The sequence below is a fragment of the Actinomycetospora sp. 2LY8.5 genome, assembly GCF_057180585.1.
On sequence record NZ_JBXUHE010000017.1, the window covers coordinates 94,912 to 111,523 of the forward strand.

Annotated in this window: 13 protein-coding genes and 1 tRNA gene; 6 read left to right on the forward strand and 8 right to left on the reverse strand. The window is 72.7% G+C overall.

Annotated features, from left to right (window positions below; genetic code table 11):
• Positions 1 to 66: 66 nt before the first annotated feature.
• From AC2A1K_RS19195 to AC2A1K_RS19215, 5 genes are all read right to left on the reverse strand, one after another.
• Positions 67 to 651: a hypothetical protein gene (locus AC2A1K_RS19195; RefSeq protein WP_483897906.1), complete on the reverse strand. Its 585-nt coding sequence runs from the start codon at positions 649 to 651 to the stop codon at positions 67 to 69.
• Entirely contained in the window at positions 635 to 2,743 is a 2,109-nt protein-coding gene (locus AC2A1K_RS19200; RefSeq protein WP_483897907.1) for a hypothetical protein, read from the reverse strand. Before AC2A1K_RS19200 ends, AC2A1K_RS19195 begins: the two co-directional genes overlap by 17 nt.
• On the reverse strand, positions 2,701 to 5,934 hold the full coding sequence (locus AC2A1K_RS19205; RefSeq protein WP_483897924.1) for an ATP-binding protein: 3,234 nt from the start codon (positions 5,932 to 5,934) through the stop codon (positions 2,701 to 2,703). The genes AC2A1K_RS19200 and AC2A1K_RS19205 overlap by 43 nt, the downstream gene beginning before the upstream one ends.
• A gap of 73 nt (positions 5,935 to 6,007) precedes the next feature.
• Positions 6,008 to 7,138, reverse strand: coding sequence for a hypothetical protein (locus AC2A1K_RS19210; RefSeq protein WP_483897908.1), 1,131 nt, complete (start codon positions 7,136 to 7,138; stop codon positions 6,008 to 6,010).
• A gap of 5 nt (positions 7,139 to 7,143) precedes the next feature.
• Positions 7,144 to 7,410, reverse strand: coding sequence for a hypothetical protein (locus AC2A1K_RS19215; protein WP_483897909.1), 267 nt, complete (start codon positions 7,408 to 7,410; stop codon positions 7,144 to 7,146).
• A 467-nt stretch (positions 7,411 to 7,877) separates the two neighbouring features.
• Here AC2A1K_RS19215 and AC2A1K_RS19220 point away from each other — a divergent pair, with 467 nt between their 5' ends.
• Together AC2A1K_RS19220 and dcd are read left to right on the forward strand one after the other, a co-directional pair.
• Positions 7,878 to 10,370 (forward strand): heterodisulfide reductase-related iron-sulfur binding cluster, encoded by a 2,493-nt coding sequence (locus AC2A1K_RS19220; protein ID WP_483897910.1) that lies wholly within the window; start codon positions 7,878 to 7,880, stop codon positions 10,368 to 10,370.
• A 112-nt stretch (positions 10,371 to 10,482) separates the two neighbouring features.
• A complete protein-coding gene (dcd, locus tag AC2A1K_RS19225; protein ID WP_483897911.1) occupies positions 10,483 to 11,070 on the forward strand; it encodes a dCTP deaminase in 588 nt (195 codons plus the stop codon).
• Positions 11,071 to 11,134: 64 nt separating this feature from the next.
• Here the strand turns inward: dcd and AC2A1K_RS19230 are convergent, their stop codons facing one another.
• Both AC2A1K_RS19230 and AC2A1K_RS19235 read right to left on the reverse strand, forming a co-directional pair.
• On the reverse strand, positions 11,135 to 12,820 hold the full coding sequence (locus AC2A1K_RS19230) for a GGDEF domain-containing protein (RefSeq protein ID WP_483897912.1): 1,686 nt from the start codon (positions 12,818 to 12,820) through the stop codon (positions 11,135 to 11,137).
• A 230-nt stretch (positions 12,821 to 13,050) separates the two neighbouring features.
• On the reverse strand, positions 13,051 to 13,623 hold the full coding sequence (locus AC2A1K_RS19235) for a hypothetical protein (protein WP_483897913.1): 573 nt from the start codon (positions 13,621 to 13,623) through the stop codon (positions 13,051 to 13,053).
• Positions 13,624 to 13,894: 271 nt separating this feature from the next.
• On the opposite strand from AC2A1K_RS19235, the gene AC2A1K_RS19240 reads away from it, so the two are divergent.
• Together AC2A1K_RS19240 and AC2A1K_RS19245 are read left to right on the forward strand one after the other, a co-directional pair.
• Positions 13,895 to 13,968 (forward strand) — tRNA-Gly (locus tag AC2A1K_RS19240).
• Between the two features lie 258 nt (positions 13,969 to 14,226).
• On the forward strand, positions 14,227 to 14,457 hold the full coding sequence (locus AC2A1K_RS19245) for a hypothetical protein (RefSeq protein WP_483897914.1): 231 nt from the start codon (positions 14,227 to 14,229) through the stop codon (positions 14,455 to 14,457).
• Between the two features lie 76 nt (positions 14,458 to 14,533).
• On the opposite strand, the gene AC2A1K_RS19250 is transcribed toward AC2A1K_RS19245, so the two are convergent.
• Positions 14,534 to 15,193 carry a TetR/AcrR family transcriptional regulator gene (locus AC2A1K_RS19250; RefSeq protein ID WP_483897915.1) on the reverse strand — a complete coding sequence of 220 codons (660 nt, stop codon included), beginning with the start codon at positions 15,191 to 15,193 and terminating at the stop codon, positions 14,534 to 14,536.
• A gap of 106 nt (positions 15,194 to 15,299) precedes the next feature.
• On the opposite strand from AC2A1K_RS19250, the gene AC2A1K_RS19255 reads away from it, so the two are divergent.
• Both AC2A1K_RS19255 and AC2A1K_RS19260 read left to right on the forward strand, forming a co-directional pair.
• Positions 15,300 to 15,509: a F0F1 ATP synthase subunit C gene (locus tag AC2A1K_RS19255; RefSeq protein ID WP_483897916.1), complete on the forward strand. Its 210-nt coding sequence runs from the start codon at positions 15,300 to 15,302 to the stop codon at positions 15,507 to 15,509.
• A gap of 33 nt (positions 15,510 to 15,542) precedes the next feature.
• Positions 15,543 to 16,457 carry an alpha/beta fold hydrolase gene (locus tag AC2A1K_RS19260; protein ID WP_483897917.1) on the forward strand — a complete coding sequence of 305 codons (915 nt, stop codon included), beginning with the start codon at positions 15,543 to 15,545 and terminating at the stop codon, positions 16,455 to 16,457.
• Positions 16,458 to 16,612: the final 155 nt, after the last annotated feature.

Sequence of the window (16,612 nt, forward strand, 5' to 3'; positions counted from 1 at the left end):
GGCCACCGGCAGCAGCAGGCGCAGGATCCGGAATCCGGGCGGCAGCCGGGGCGGCGTGATCACGGCTCAGGACGCCCGGTCGTAGCCGGAGACACGCCAGTCACCCGGCCCCACCTGCACGAGCAGCAGCTCGAGGCGCACGGCGTCGGTGGGCACCTGGACGCGCACGGCTTCCGGGCGCACGTCGACGGCCTGCGGCGGGCCGGTGACGCGCGAGCCCGGCACGTTCGCCGGGTCGACCGAGGAGAGCACCGCCAGGTACTCCTCGGTGGTGTACGGCGCGAGCCCCGCGCTCCACTGCGCGGACGTCGTGCCGGGCGGGTGCGTGGCCCACGCCTGCGTCCAGCGCTCCGCGACCGCGAGCGCGACCGGCGGGACGGCGCTGAGCGGGAGGCTCTGCGGCCGCAGCTCGGTGATCGTCGGCTGACCGGGTGCCGCGGTGGCGGTGCCGGGGGACGCCGAGGGCGCCGGCCCGAGGGCGCGCCCCGCGTCGTGGCCCGGACCGCCCAGCGACCCGCTCAGGTAGGACAGGCCCACGGTGAGCGCGATGACGACCGCCACCACCAGGAACAGGCGCGCCGGGGAGTGCAGGGGCCACTCCCACAGCGCCCGGTAGGCCGCCGCGCGCCCGCGCCTAGTCCGGATCGGCACCTGCGCCTCCCTCGCCGGCGGAGCGCGGGGCGGGGGCCGACCGCGACGAGCGGCGCGACGACCCGGCGCCGATCGGGCGGCTGGGGCGGTAGATCCGGTAGACCGGGGCGCCGTCCACCAGCTCGGCCTGCACCGGGCGGCTCGGGCCCCCGGCCTCCCCGGTCCGCGCGGCCACGCTGCGATAGAGGCTGCGGTCGGCGTCGCTGATCTGGGCGCGGGCCGGGGTCGCGTCGCGGTCGCCGCGCGGGGTGCCGCCGGGCACGGCGCCTGCTCCACGGGGCAGGGCGCGCTGGGCGGCGGTGCGCGAGGCCAGGGCGGCGGCCGGGTCCGCGTCGTGACCGGGGGAGCCGCCCGCACGCGAGCCGACCCGCTCGCTGTCGACGCGCACCGGCGCCGCGGGGTCGGCCACGGACGCGCCCGCGACCGTGGGGTCGGCGCGCGAAGGCGTGCCGCCCTCCGGGCGCCAGCCGTCGCCCGCGCCGGCGGCCTCGCGGCGTTCGGACCACCAGTCGTCCTGCCGCGCGGGCGAGCGCGGCAGGAAGCGGGAGAACACGCCCCCGCCGGCGGGCGGTAGCACGCCGCTCATCTGGTCGCGGGTCAGCGAGACCATCGCCGAGAGTCGTCGGAACGGTCGCGCGAGCGCCCACAGCACGATCGTCACGACCCCGGTGACCAGCAGCGCGAGCCACGTGTCCACCCCGGCCCCGGGCCGGAACAGCGCGATGACCATGAGCGAGTGCAGACCGGCCATCGCGCCGACGAGCAGCGTGTTGACCAGCGCCGCCCCGCCGACCCGCAGCGTCGCGGGCAGCACCTCGGGCTTGAGCAGCGCCACGACGGCGAGCGCTGGGGCGATCATCACGAGCAGCCGGATGATCAGCATCGACACGAGGATGAGCAGCTTGCTCATCAGCTGGAACAGACCGATGCACACGGCCTGGATCAGCGCGAGCATCCCGGCGCCGGTCCGCGAGCCCTGCCGGCCCTGGAAGTAGCTGTACCGGTCGCCCGCGCGGTCGGCGACGCTCGTGTACGCCTGCTTCTTCGCGTCGGCGGTGGCCTGGTTGTCCTGGCCGTCGGCGATCTCCTGCTTGGTGAACGTCTGCGCCCGCAGCAGCTCCCGGCCCATGTCGCGGGCCTGGGGCACGTCCGCGGACCCGAACTCCCCGCGCAGCCAGTTGTTGTAGACGATCTGGTCGGTGAGGACGGTCGGCAACGTGTTCGCGTCGCCGACCCCGACCTGCGAGAGGAACCCGCGCTGCATCGCGGTCACGCCGTCGAGCAGCACCCCGTCGAGCACGCTCGACCAGCGCACCGGCGCGGCGTACGCCGCAGCGGCCACGGCCAGGGCGATCACCGCGATCCCCGCCCGTTGGGCCTGCCGCGACAGGTCGCCGCGCATGGCGAGCACCAGCAGGATCGCCGCGAGCACGATCAGCGCGACGCCGACCCACGTCGTGAAGACGGCGTTGTACATCGCCGCCGTGCCGGCCTGGACGATCCCGTCGAGCGGCGACAGGAGCCCGGAGCCGCGCTCGATGAGGTAGTGCGCCCAGTTCACGCCGCCGACGACGAGCTTGGCGAGGTTGAAGAACTGGTTGCCGAGCCATGTGTCGGTGGCGGCCGCGGGGTCGCGGGCGGCGCCGGGGCCACAGCCGAGGTCGTAGGTCCACCAGATCTGCCCGGCGTAGCCGACCTCGTGGTAGACGCTGCCCGGGGCACCGACCCCGAGCGGGGCGGGGTCGAGCGAACCGACGAGCCCCGTGCCCGGACGGTCGGGATCGGGCGGGGCCTTGCAGTCCAGCGGGGCCGCCGACGCCGGGAGCGCGAAGAGCACGAGGCCGGTGATCAGCGACATCACGACGACGGTCGCCCGACGGCGCCCCGTGCTGCGCACCCGAGAGGTGCGAGCGATGCGGCGTCGCTGGCGTCCCACGCCAGGATCGCCACATCCTCGCTGCGGCGACACGCCGATGTCGCCGTCCTGCGCGCGCCGGGAGCGCCGCCATCCCGCGACGAGGGCGGCGACGAGGATCGCGACGGCGAGCGTCACCCCGGGGCCCCCGGGCCGCGGCGGCCGGCGTTCGCCCACCGGCCGGGGTCCTGCACCTCGCTGCCCTCGCGCCAGCCCGGGTTGCGGTCGGCGGCGGTGGTGACGGTGGCCTGGTCGGCCAGGTCGGCCAGTTCGCCCACCGCGTCACCCGTCGCGGCGTCCTGGCCGGTGCCCTCGTCCATGACCCAGGCCTCGGCCCACTCGTCGTCGCCGACGGGGGGCTCAGTAGCGGCCCGCGCGACGGGGCCGCCCAGGTCGTCGTCGAGGTCGGGCACCAGGTCGTCGAGGCGGGCGTCGAAGCCCGAGCCCTCGATCTCCTGCACGTCGGACCGTTCGTCCAGCACCGTGCCCTCGACGACGGTGCGCTCGACCAGCGGGTCGCGAGACGGCGTCACGGGCGACACGCGGGCGGTGCCGGTGGGCGCGCGGGGGGGCGCCGGCCGGGCCGGGCCCTGGGGCGCGCCGGGCGTGGGGGGCAGCGGCCCGGCGGGGGGAACGATCGGCACCGGGCCGGTGCGCTCGGCGTCGGTTTCGGGCGGGACGGGCTGTGGGCCGGGCCGTGGTCCCGCGGTCGACGCCGGCGCCGGCAGCGGGCGGACCCGGCGCGCATCGGGGTTGGTGTCCAGCGTGTCGCGCAGGTGCTCGAGGTGCGGTCCTTCGAGATCGATCCGGATCTTCTCGACACCGCCGTGCCCGTCGGCGAACACGAACTGGCGCGGGGTGTCGTCGGGCCGATCGTCGTGGCGGGGCCGCGGCGAGAGGGTGCCGAGCATCTCCTCGTAGCCGACCTCGGTCGGGACGCGCAGCAGGCGCAACGCCTCGGCCTGCGCCTCCTCGTCGTCGGTGCGGCCGACGAACACCGCGTTGACCAGCGACGCGAACCCCGGCACGCGTAGCAGGTCGCCCGCGAGCTGCGAGGCGAAGAGCGCGCGGACGTTGAACTTGCGGGAGTCGCGGGCGAGGCGGTCGATGAGCACCTTGCCGGTGGGGATCTGCGAGAGGAAGTGCGTCTCGTCGAGGGCGACGCCCTTCCGCAGGTTCCGGTCGGCGGTGTAGATCGTGCGCTGCGTCAGCCAGGAGGCGAGGTTGAGCAGCTCGACCGCCAGCGACTCGCCGTCGGTCCACTCCTCGCGCGGGCTGCCGGGGCGCGGCAGGGACATCCCCTGCATGGTCAGCACGGTGAGGCGGTAGTCCTCCTCGCCCTGCCAGGGGTCGTCGCGCGGGTCGGTGTTCCGGTCGGGGAACAGCAGCGCGGCCTGGGGCAGCTCGCGGCGCTCCTCCAGGAAGTCGGCGACGACGTCGGCGTGCTCCTCGCCCTCGCGCGCGTGGCGGCGCAGGACGGCGATGACCTGGCCGGGGTCGCGGTCCGGTGCGCCCCCGACCTCGCGGACCGCGCGCAGCAGCACGATCCGGGTGTGGGGCAGGCGCGCCACGTCGTAGGGCAGCAGGCCGGTGAGGACGTCGAGCACGAGCCGGCGTCGGGTCGCGGCGGCCAGCGAGCGCTCGCGGCGCCAGGCCTTGTCGGGGTCGTCCTCGTCGAGGAAGTGGTCGCGCCGCGGCTCGGCCACCACCCGGTAGGGGTTGAGGATGCCGGGGTCGGCGCCCAGCAGGTGGATGTGCCGCGAGAACGGGGCGAGTTCGGGGAGCTTGGTCAGCTCGGCCAGCGGACCGGACGGGTCGAGCACCGTCCAGCGGGCCCCGGCGCGCAGCGTCTTGTAGACGAGCAGTCCGGTGAGGAACGACTTGCCGGAGCCGAGACCACCCACCACCGCGGTGAGGCCCGAGGCGCGCCGGACCTCCTGGGCCATCCACGGGTCCCACGCCACGGGGCGGCGGGTGGCCGTGCACGTCTCGCCGATCATGATCCCGCGCCGGTCGCCGACCGACGCCGACGCGGCGGGCACCCCCGCGGCCACCCAGGTCACCGAGCCGCGACGGCGGTAGGCCGTCGAGGCGAGCGGTTCGCCCGGGATGAACTCCCGCGCGTACGCGTACTGGGCCTCGGGGTGCTCCATCGCGACGCGCGGGCGGTAGAGGTCGAGCACCTGCTGGGCGCGGGTCAGCGCCTCGCCCTCGTCGCGACCCGACACCGCGACGCGCCACCACCCGTAGACCCTGGTGTTGAGCTGCGTGAGCCCGCCGGAGAGCTCGTCCTCGATCTGCAGCACCCGGTCGGCCTGGCGCGCGAGCGACATCGGGGGGTCGAGGTCGTGGTCGTGGGTGTAGTGCCGGATCTGGCTGCGCACCTTGCCCATCTGGCGCTGCAGCTCACCCGAGACCTCCTCGGGCCTGCGCACGTAGATCCGCGCGGACCACTCGACGGGGAAGGGCAGGCGGTCGCTGCGCTGCATCCACGGGTCGTCGGCCTCCGGGATGCGCAGCGCGTCCATGAGGCCCACCGACAGGACGGCGACGTGCCGCTGCACCGGCTGGGTGCCGAAGCGCCCGAGCACCTGCACGGTCGGCGCGTACGGCTCCTGCTGCAGGGCGACGCCGTCGGTGAACGCCGCGAGGTCCTCGGCCTCCCAACGCTCGCCCGACGCCGGCGCCACCGTGCGCGGCGCGGGCAGGCCCAGCGAGCACGACCGGTGCATCAGCCAGGCCATGTCCTCGGCGGTCGCCGGCACCGCGTCCAGACCGGCCCGCGAGACGAGCGCCTCCACGTGCGCGATCTCGGACTCGAGTGCGGCGAGCTCCGCGGTCGCCGCCGACGGCACCAGGCGCCCGAGGACCGGCGCGGCGCCTTCGAGCCAGCGGTCGACCACCGAGCGCCCGGAGACCTCGACGCCGAGGAAGACCTCCTTGTCGGACATCGACAGGCCCATGAGGTGGCGCTGCTCGCCCTCGAGGAAGCTCTCCCAGCTCAGCGCGCCGGAGACGTCGGGCAGGCGGCCGGGCGCGTTGTGGTCGAAGGTCTCGGCCCAGAGCGCCACGGGATAGGGCCGCGAGGTGACCCGCACGTGCAGCCACCGGCCCTGCAGCTCGCCGAGCTGCGTGGCGATCTGGCGGATGAGCGTCTCGCGCTGGGTGTCACTGCGGAAGCTCCACGGCTGCGGAGCCAGGCGGTACCAGGCCGTGACGGCCGAGGCGGTGCGCGCGAGGTTGCCGTCGATGGCCCGCAGCGAGATCGCGGGTCGGTAGCCCGCCGCCGGCGACTCGCCGACCAGCGAGCGACCCCGCCGCGAGCCGTGGCCGCCCTGACCGTTGCCGTTCGCCCGCGCCGGGCGCAGGCTGCTCGAGCCGCCGGCCTCGAGGGCCTCGGGTGGGGAGTCCGCGCCACCGCGGTCGAGAGCACGCCGGGACCTACCGCGGCGCAGCACCGGGATCTCCTCGTCGCTCCCCACGCGTGCCCGGACCGAACGGCGCGGCAGGGGCGGTCGAGTCGGTCGGGCCGCTCGGGCCGGCCGGTTCGTTCGACATCGGCCAGCCCGGGCGCCGCCGCGGGCGCACCGGTCGCCGCTGGGTGCGGTCGGGGTCGGGGTCGGGCACGGCCTTGCGGATCACGGACCCCGCGCGGCGCGCCGGCACGGCCTCGCGCCGCTCGGCGCGCGGACCGGTCCAGGCCGCCATCGCCGCGTCACCTGCGCGCTGGTCCGGCACCGGGGGCAGCTCGGCGGGCTGGTCGGCGCCACTCGTGCCCGCGGCACTCGGTGCCGCAGGTTCTCCGACGTCCGCGCTCGACGGCGGGCCGAAGGCCGCGTCGGCCGTGCGGGCCTTCTCCGGGCGGGCACGCCGGCGGGGGCCGGACGAGCTCGCCCGCCGCGGGCTCTCCTCCCGACGCGCGGCGCGCGTGTGCGAGGGGCCGGCCTTCCGCACGGTGGGCGTCAGGTGGTCGCCGTCCGTCCCGGGCGTGACCGGCTCCCGCGGCTTCTCCGGCTCCTGCGGCTTCTCCGGCTCCGGGGCCTTCTCGGGGGTCTCCGCGACCGGCTCGGGCGCGGGCACCTCGTCGTCGCGGGGCGGCGGACCCCAGGCGGCGTCGGCGGCGGGGTCGACCGCGACCGGGCGGGCGGGCTTCGCCGCCGTGCGGTCGCTGCCGCGCGGGAGGGCGACGGCGGTGGGGGCACCGGTGAGCCTGGGGCGGTCGCGGTGCACCCGCACGTGCCCGGTGGTCAGGGCCCCGCCGGTGACGCGCCGGCGTGCCCGGGGCCCGCGCAGCTCGTGGACGAAGAGCGTCAGCCACTCCAGCAGGGGACGCTCGTCGTTGATGCGCCGCGACACGAAACGGGTGATCGCCACCGTGATCAGCAGCGCCCAGGCGACCGAGAAGAAGCCGAGGTCGATGCCGAGGCGGCGCTGCACGAACATCACCACGAGCATGACGATCAGCCCGACGCCGTAGGCGGAGTAGCGGGCACGCCACGGGAACGTCGCGCGCGGCGGACCCAGCCAGACGGCGTCGACGCGGTACACCTCGTCGTCGGTGCGGATGTGCACCCGCGTCACCCCGTGATGAGCTGGGCGAAGAACGCACCGACACGCGCACCCGCACCAGGCGTGAGGGCGATGCCGAGGGCGACCAGCCCGATGATCAGACCGATGCTGCGGCGCGCGACGCCGGCGTTGTCACCGCGTCCACCGATCCACAGCATGATGATCGCGATACCGAGGAGGATCAGCGGGACGATGTTGTCCTGGATCCAGCCCTGGAGCCCGCCGGTCCCCGGGGCCTGCGCGAGCAGGTCGGCGCCGAGGAACGTGACGGTCATGGCGGTCCTCCCGCGAACGTGCTGGTCGATGTGCCGGAACCCGTTCTCGACCGGTCGAGTAAACACGGCGCCTGCAGGGAATCCAACAATCCTCGCGCCGGGGTCGTCACACCCCCCGACGGCCGCCGAGCACCCGCTTCCCACGCCCTCCCCCACAGGCGTGCTCGCATCGTCAACCCTCCGCGACCGACGGGTCATGAGGACCCGCTCTCCTGGTCCGGAAGAGCCTATCGTGATCCACACGGCACGGGCGGTCATCACGCTCCGGCGTGGCGCGGTCGCGTTCACATTCGCAAAGCATCGCTCGATCGAGGTCGACCCGACTCGCCCGTGGCGAGTTACCGGCGAGTAGCTTCGGTCACCCTTCGCAGCGCCGACGGCACGACCGGCGGTTACAGTGCCGCCGACGCAGTCGTTGTCTCAACCGGGTTCACCACCACGGACCCGGGTCACGGGGAGGTCCCGTCGTGGTCGTCCGTTTGGTCCTGGGGCTCGCCCTGACCCTGGTCGTGGCGGTCGTGGCCGCGCGCCGGGCATGGTGGCTCTACACCCTGATCGCCTCCGGCCAGCCCGACGCGAAGCGCGCCGACGGCCTCGGCGCACGCGTTCGCGCCCAGTTCGTGGAGGTGTTCGGGCAGCGCAAACTCCTGCGCTGGTCCATCCCCGGCCTCGCCCACCTCTTCACGATGTGGGGCTTCATCATCCTGCTGACGGTCTACATCGAGGCCTACGGCGTCCTGTTCGACCACGACTTCGCCATCCCGCTCATCGGGACCTGGGGCGCGCTCGGCTTCCTGCAGGACTTCATCGCGATCATGGTGCTGGTCTCGATCATCGCCTTCGCGATCATGCGCGTGCAGCAGGCGCCGGAGCGCCGGGCCCGGACCTCGCGCTTCTACGGCAGTCACACCGCCGGCGCGTGGCTGATCCTCTTCCTGATCTTCAACGTCGTCTGGACGCTGTTCGCGTTCCGCGGCGCCGCCTCGGCCCTGGGCTACTTCCCGTACGACTCGGGCGCCTGGGCCTCGATCGGCGTCGGCCAGCTGTTCTCCGGCATCCCGGTCGGCGTCCTCGAGGTCCTCGAGTCGGTGTTCCTGCTGCTGCACATCGGCGTCGCGCTGGGCTTCCTCATCGTGGTGCTCTACTCCAAGCACCTGCACATCTTCATCGCGCCGATCAACGTCTCGGCGAAGCGCCTCCCGAAGGCGCTGGGCCCGGTGCCGCCGATCGAGCACGACGGCAAGCCGATCGACTTCGAGGATCCGCCCGAGGACGCCTCGTTCGGGCGCGGCAAGATCGAGGACTTCACGTGGAAGGGCATGCTCGACTTCGCGACCTGCACCGAGTGCGGTCGCTGCCAGAGCCAGTGCCCGGCGTGGAACACCGGCAAGCCCCTGTCGCCGAAACTGCTGATCATGGACCTGCGCGACCACATGTTCGCGAAGGCGCCGTACATGATCGGCGGCAAGGAGACCCCCGAGTCGCCGCCCGCCGGCGTCGAGGCGAACGACCACGCGCACGTCCCCGAGTCCGGCTTCGAGCGCTACACGGCCAGCGACGACACGCAGGCCTCGCGCCCGCTCGTCGGCACCGCCGAGGCGCTCGGCGTCATCGACCCCGAGGTCCTGTGGTCGTGCACCACCTGCGGCGCCTGCGTCGAGCAGTGCCCGGTCGACATCGAGCACGTCGACCACATCATCGACATTCGCCGTAACCAGGTCATGATCGAGTCGGAGTTCCCGGCGGAGCTCGGGGTGCTGTTCCGCAACCTGGAGAACAAGGGCAACCCCTGGGGCCAGAACAACTCGTCGCGCATGGACTGGGCGAAGGACCTGCCCTTCGACGTGCCCGAGTTCGACGGTGAGCTCGCCCCGGAGACCGAGTACCTGTTCTTCATCGGCTGCGCGGGCGCGTTCGACGACAACGCCAAGAAGACGGTGCGCGCCGTCGCCGAGCTCCTGCACATCGCCGACGTGAACTACGTCGTTCTCGGCAAGGAGGAGAGCTGCACCGGTGATCCGGCGCGGCGCTCGGGCAACGAGTTCCTCTTCCAGATGATGGCCATGCAGACCAAGGAGATGCTCGACGCCGTCTTCGAGGGCCGCGAGCCGGGGACGCGCAAGATCGTCACCACCTGCCCGCACTGCATGAACACCCTCGGGCGCGAGTACCCGCAGCTCGACGGCCACTACGAGGTCGTCCACCACACCCAGCTGCTCAACCAGCTCGTCCGCGAGAAGAAGCTGGTGCCGGTGGCGCCGGAGTCCTCGCCGGTCCCAGCCGGAAGGAATGTCTCGGCGAAGCTCGACATCAACCCGTCGACCAACCTGCAGTACCACGGCCCGCACAACGACGGCACCGAGCGCGGCCTGACCCCGGCATCAGGGGAGCACGCCGATCGGGGCGACGGCACGCCGGGCCACGACGGCGACCAGGCCGCCCCCGCCGCGGTCGCGCTCGCCGAGAAGGGGTCGAGCAACGGGCACGCTCCGGCGCGCAAGACGGTGACCTACCACGACCCGTGCTACCTGGGCCGGCACAACGAGGTCTACAGCCCGCCGCGCGAGCTGGTCGAGGCCGCGGGCGCCGAGCTCAAGGAGATGCCCCGCCACGCCGACCGTGCCCTGTGCTGCGGCGCCGGGGGTGCGCGGATGTGGATGGAGGAGCACATCGGCAAGCGCATCAACATGGAGCGCGTCGACGAGGCCATCCAGACCGAGACCGACACGATCGCCACCGGCTGCCCGTTCTGCCGCGTGATGCTCACCGACGGGCTCACCGAGCGCCAGAGCGAGTCGAAGGCGGTCGGCACCGAGGTCATGGACGTCTCGCAGATGCTCCTCGCGGCCGTGAAGCGCGGTCGCCCGGAGGCGACGACCGAGACCGACCACGAGGGCGACTCCGACCCCGACACCGCGGCCAGCTCCGCCAACGTGCAGAACCCGTCGTCGGAGACCTGATCCCGGCGCGCCCCTGACGAACGAACGGCGCCGGGGGTGTGGCAGCGAACGCGCTGTTCGCTGCTTCTATGCGCGCGAAGTCCCCGTTCGCGGCGACCGATAGGGTCCGCGCGTGCTGCTCTCCGATCGCGACATCCGCGCCGAGGTCGCGGCGGGACGCGTCGGGCTCGACCCGTTCGACGCGACGCTGCTGCAGCCCTCGAGCGTCGACCTGCGCCTCGATCGGCACTTCCGCACGTTCAACAACCACGCCTACACGCACATCGACCCCTCGCTGCAGCAGGACGACCTGACGCGCATGGTCGAGCCGGCGAGCGACGAGGCGTTCGTGCTGCACCCCGGCGAGTTCGTGCTCGGGTCGACCTACGAGGTCATCACGCTGCCCGACGACGTGGCAGGCCGCCTCGAGGGCAAGTCGAGTCTCGGCCGTCTGGGCTTGCTGACTCATTCCACGGCCGGGTTCATCGACCCCGGATTCTCCGGTCACGTGACGCTCGAGCTGTCGAACGTCGCCAACCTGCCGATCCGCCTCTGGCCCGGCATGAAGGTGGGGCAGCTGTGCCTGTTCCGGCTCTCGTCGCCGGCCGAGCACCCGTACGGTTCGCCGGTCTACGGGTCGCGCTACCAGGATCAGCGGGGCCCGACGCCGTCGCGCGCGTACGTCAACTTCCGGCGCGGCCTGCCGGAGGACGGCGTCTAGGCTCGGGAGGGGGACAGCGCGACGAGGGAGCGCTGCCGGGCCGTGTCCCCGTCACCGGGATGACTCAGTCGACGAGCCCGCCGGCGCGGTGCACGCGGTTGCGGCCGGCGTTCTTCGCCGAGTACAGCGCGCGGTCGGCCTCGCTGAGCAGCGCTTCGCCGTCGCCCGCGTGCTCGGGCAGGCCCGCCACGCCGAACGAGGCCGTGACCAGCTGCTTGTCACCGCGCCGGAAGTCCTCCTCGACGCGGACCCGGAGGCGCTCGGCCAGCTTGACCGCGTCGTCCGGCCCGCCCCGAGTGACGAGGACGGCGAACTCCTCGCCGCCATAGCGGTAGGCGGTCTCGCCGTCGCGCATGGCCGTGCGCAGGGTGCTCGCGACCTCCTGGAGCACGACGTCGCCCTGCTGGTGGCCGTAGCGGTCGTTGAGCTCCTTGAAGTGGTCGAGGTCGAGCATGATCACCGACATCGGTGACGAGTGCCGCTTCGCGTTGGCGACCGCCGAGTCCAGGTCCGCCCCCAGCCGGCGCCGGTTGGCGAGCTGGGTGAGCGGGTCGAACTGCGACAGGCGCTCGGTGGCGGCGTGCAGGCGGCTCGCCTCGATCGCCGAGCCGGACAGCGTCGCCAGCATCTCGACCGCCGACAGGCGCTGGCCGTCGACCTCGCCGTCGGGCGAGTCGTAGCACTCGAGGATGCCGATCACCCGCGCACCGACGACCAGCGGGACCGCGACCGCCGCGTCCTCGCCGGTGTCGGGGTCGCCGCGCGAAATCTGGCCGTAGCGCGCCGAGCGCCCGACGACGCCTACCCCCAGGTTGCAGTGGGTCTCCATCGGCGACACCGCGCCGCGGTCGGAGTCGTACGCGAGCTCGAGGCCGTTGCCGTCCTCCTCGAGCAGCCACAGCAGCACGCGCCCGTCGGTGACCGCGACCGCGGCCTGGACCGTGGAGTCGATGACGTAGCGGGTGTTCAGACTGCCCGCGATCTCGCGGGTCATGATCAGGATGGTGCGCAGCCGGTCGGTCTGGGCCTGCAGGCGCTCGGCCTGGGCCGCGGCCTCCTCCCGCTGCCGGCGCAGCGCGACGGTCATGTCCGCGAGACCGTCGCGCAGCGCCACGAGCTCGGCGGACCCCGTGACCGGCTCGGGTGGCGACAGGCGGCCCTCCCCGATGCCCCGCACCGACGCGAGCAGGCCGTCGACGGGCGTGACGACGTGGCTCTGCAGTCGCTGGCGGCCCCGGAGGGCGACGACGAGCGTGCCGGCGCCGATCAGCGCGATGAGCACTCCGATGACCCACTGCGCCGCGATCGCGGACCCGTCCGCGGTCTCGATGGCGTCGAGGACGTCGACGCGGGTCGCGTCCTTACGGGCGCGGTAGTCGTCGAACAGCGCCGTACCCTGCTTCAGGAAGGTCTCCACACCCCCGGGCGGCGGCAGGCGACGCGCCTGGTCGGCCCATTCGGTGCGCCACCGCTGCTGGGCGAGCAGGAGGGCCAGCACGTCCTGGCGGAGCTGCGGCTCCTCGAGGAGGTTCACCATCTGGCTGTCCGCCGCCGCCAGCGCCGGGGCCGCGTCGGTGGCGCTGTCGGCGAAGAACTGGTCACCGGTCGCGAGGTAGCCCCGCAGCGAAGCGTCCATGTCGAGCATCGCCTGGTGGGAGTCCTCGAGCGCCAGGAGCCCGTCCTGGAGGCGCTGGTCGGCCGGCGCCGTCACCGCCACGGACCAGACCAGCCGGAAAACGACGAGCAGCACGATGAGGAGGGCAGCGATCGACACCGTGAGGCCCAGACGCTGGACCTCGTGAATCAGTCTCGGTGACCGCCTCACCGACCCCCGCCCTCCTGGTGCGCCGACTGTCCACCAGGACCATCAGGCTCACGAGGCATGACGTTAGCCGGGAGGGGTAATTGGCTCTACTTTTCGTGCTCTCCTCATCACTGAGTGATGAGCCAGGACCCGCTGATCGCTGAGGGTGACCTTCGTCAGGCGGACAGCGTGCGATGCGTCGGAAGGCGCACGACCCGCGGGCCGTTCCCCGGCTCGGGGCGCTCCCGCACGAGGCGGTGCGCGGCCGCGGCCGCGCGCACGTGTTCCGGCTCGGTGTCGGGGGCGTCCTGCGTGCCGACCAGCGCGGCGATGGCCGCCTGGTTCGCGGTGTCCACCGAGGACCGGCCCTCGACCGGCACGGCGACCACCGGCACCCCCCGCCACACGGCGGCCTGGGTGGCGGCGAGCGCGGTGGACGAGCCGCCGCGGACGAGCACGACGGCCGGGACGTCGTCGGCGACGAGGGCGTCGAGCCGCGGCAGCATCGCGGCGACCTCCGCGGCCGGCCCGGAGTCGGGCGTCTCGACGAGCAGCACGCGCCCGGCGAGCGCGCCGAGGTCGTCGAGGACCTCGTCGACCGCCATCGGGTCGGGCCCGGTGGCGACCAGGACGGGGCGTACCTCGGGGTCGCGCTCGCCGAGCGCGGCGAGGGCGTTGGCGTCCTCCGCGGACGCGATGATGACGAACATTTCCGGGAGGGAGCGCTCGTGCTGCTCACGGGCAGTCATGGCGTCCTCCTCCCCGGGGGTCTCCGATGGCATGTCGCTGACCAGCCAACACGACGAGCAGTCCCAACAGGAGTGCCTGTTCTCGGATCTACCCTGTCGACCTAACATCTCGTCACTCAGCGTGCGATCAACGCGCACCCGGCTTGTGATCCCACCGTGATCGAGCGGTGAACGACATGCATGTGATTGCGCCCCGCGCCGGATCGACCGACCCCGGACCAGCCCCTCCGCCCGGATGCCGGGGCGGCGTGTAGGCTTCCGAGAGCAACGCGCGAGTGTAGTTCAATGGTAGAACATCAGCTTCCCAAGCTGAGAACGCGGGTTCGATTCCCGTCACTCGCTCCAACCTTGTTCTTGCAGGTCAGCGGCCCGCTCACCGGTCACTCGGGGCGGGCCTTCTTCATGTCTGGACCCTGCTCGGGCCACAGTCGGGCCACAACCCGGTCGGGACGAGAGCGCCCGCGGCACCGTCCTCGTCGTCATTCGGTCTCGGCGGCCGGGCCACGCTGCTCGCGCCGGACTGAAGGTCGTCCGGGTTCTCGTCGACCGCGTCCCGACACCACCAACGAATCCCGCGCCCAGCTCCGTGACGCAATCGCCTCGATGCCCGAGGTCGACCGGGTCGAGGCTCTGGGCGAAGCCACTGAATCGTCTCGCTGCTCAGCGGCTGGCCGTGGCAGCCGTCCACGGCGCCCGTCGAGCGGGCGCCACCTGGGCCAGATTGCGACGGCCACACGGACGACCGCCGAGCAGGCCCGCGACGACTACGTCGCGGCCATGGACCGCCAGGAGCAGATCGGCGTGGACGTCACCGCGTACCGCGAGGTCCTGTAGGAGCAGCACGAAACACCAGGCAGCACCTTTACGGGGGCCGACACGCTTGAACCGGTCAGCCGGACAGGTCACCTCGTCACGTGTCCAGCAGGGGGAGAAGCCCGATCAGGACTCGCCGGAGGACCTCCGGCAGCTGGTCGTCGTCCGGGTCCGACGGTGGCGCGTGGAGGGCGCCGATGTGTGGGTGATCGCCGGCGGCGGCGACGTGAGCCATGTACTCGGCGTTCCGCGCCAGGTCGGCGCGCGAGTGCTCGCTGATAGCGAAGGACGCCACGAGCGAGTTGAGGACCCCGAAGGCGACCAGTTTGGCGTCGTCGTCCGCGGGATGCGATGCGAGCACGGCGAGGTAGTGCTCGAGGAGGTCCACGGTGTTGGGTCCCGCGGAGGGCGCGGTCATCACCAGTTCGGGGAGCCAGGGATGGCGGCGGTGGATGCCGCGGGCTTGCATCCCGATCTCGACGAGATCGGCCAGCCAGTCCTCGCTCGGAGCGGCGAGGTCGTACTCGCCAGCGACACGGTCGGCCATGAGGTCGAGCAGCTCGTCGCGGGTCTCTACGTAGCGGTACAGCGTGCCCGCGCCCGTACCGAGCTCGCTGGCGACCCGGCGCATCGACACCGCCTCCAGTCCTTCCCGATCAGCCAGCAGCACGGCCGCTCCGGCGATCTCGGCGCGGCTGCGCCGGGCCGGCCTCCCCACGCCCGCGTGCTCCGGCCGCAGCCACACCGATCGCGACACCGAGCCACCCCTCGTGAGAACAACGTTTGCGAACACCGTAACAGCGCACCTACTATCTGAGTACAGCGTTCGCGATCGGTGGACGCGAACTTGGAGGGAGGCAACGGTGACGGGATCGTTGAACATCGTCGGGTTCGGGCTGGCCGTGCTCGGAGTGGGCATCGGCGTCGGACTGGTCTTCACGTCCATGATCAACGGGATCGCCCGTCAACCCGCCGCGCAGCGTCAGCTCCAGCCGTTGGGCCTGCTCGGATTCGCCGCGATCGAGGCCCTCGCGATGCTCGGACTGGTCCTCGTGTTCGCCGCACCCAGCTGAACCCAACCGATTGACCCTGTCACAGGAGCGACGATGAGCAGCGAAGATCACGTGACGGCTCACTTCACCGACAACGGCGACGTCCGCCTCGCCTACGAGGACTGGGGCGGCCCACGCGGGGAACGCGACGGGAAGCCGCTTCTCATGGTTGCCGGGCTCGGTGGCGGCCGGCGCGCCTACCCGCCGGAGTTCCTCAGAGAGCTGATCGAAGCCGGCTTCCACGTCGCCACCTACGACCCCCGCGACGTAGGCCTGTCCACCCGCTTCACCGACACCGGACCACATAGTCCCCTCGCCGGATTGCTCGGCCGCGGCAAGGCGGCCTACACCGCCGAAGACGTCACCGACGACGCCGTGGCCGTCCTCGACGCCCTCGGCTGGCCTCAGGCGCACCTATTCGGCTTATCCAACGGAGGACTGATCGCCCAGCGCATCGCTCTACGGCACCCCGATCGCATCGCCAGCCTCACGGTCATGAGCTCGATGCCCAGCGACGCCAGCCCGATCACAGGCCTGCGCCACGTCCACCTGTCGTTCGTGCGCCAGACCAGCCGGCTCGACTACCCCGACACGCGTGAAGGCGACATCGAGACCGCCCTCGCCGTGGCCCGCATCTGCGCATCTCCTGGCTACCCCTACGACAACCAGGCCACCCGCGCATGGCTGGAACAGGCACCGACTGACGGTGTCCGCGACTCGACGTCCCAGGCTCGTCAGCTCCGCGCTCCCTGGACCGGGCCGCGTCTGCGTGAACTTCGCGCGCCGACCCTGGTCCTGCACGGCGACCAGGACCCGGTCGTCCGTCCATCCGCAGCGCGAGCCATCGCCCGCGCCGTCACCGACGCGCAGCTCGTTGTCCTGCCCGGCGTCGGCCACGATCTGCCCAGGCCACTTTGGGACCGGCTCACTACGCTCATCCGCGACAACGCAGCTCGGGCCGAAGCCTGAGCTTCGCCGGCCGCACTTTCACTGGCCCTGTCCAGTCCCAGGAGATGGTTGACAGTTCGGTCTCAGGACATCGTTGACACCTGGCCTAGGAAACATGGGTCTGCCCGGTCTTCCTCGGGCGGTGGGCCTTGATGCTGCGAACGGGTTGGGTGGTG

Excerpts from the sequence above, each read along its gene's own strand:
- AC2A1K_RS19245 (WP_483897914.1), top strand. The coding sequence starts at position 14,227 with ATGCCCGAGGTCGACCGGGTCGAGGCTCTGGGCGAAGCCACTGAATCG.
- AC2A1K_RS19235 (WP_483897913.1), bottom strand. The coding sequence starts at position 13,623 with ATGACTGCCCGTGAGCAGCACGAGCGCTCCCTCCCGGAAATGTTCGTC.
- AC2A1K_RS19260 (WP_483897917.1), top strand. The coding sequence starts at position 15,543 with ATGAGCAGCGAAGATCACGTGACGGCTCACTTCACCGACAACGGCGAC.
- AC2A1K_RS19215 (WP_483897909.1), bottom strand. The coding sequence starts at position 7,410 with ATGACCGTCACGTTCCTCGGCGCCGACCTGCTCGCGCAGGCCCCGGGG.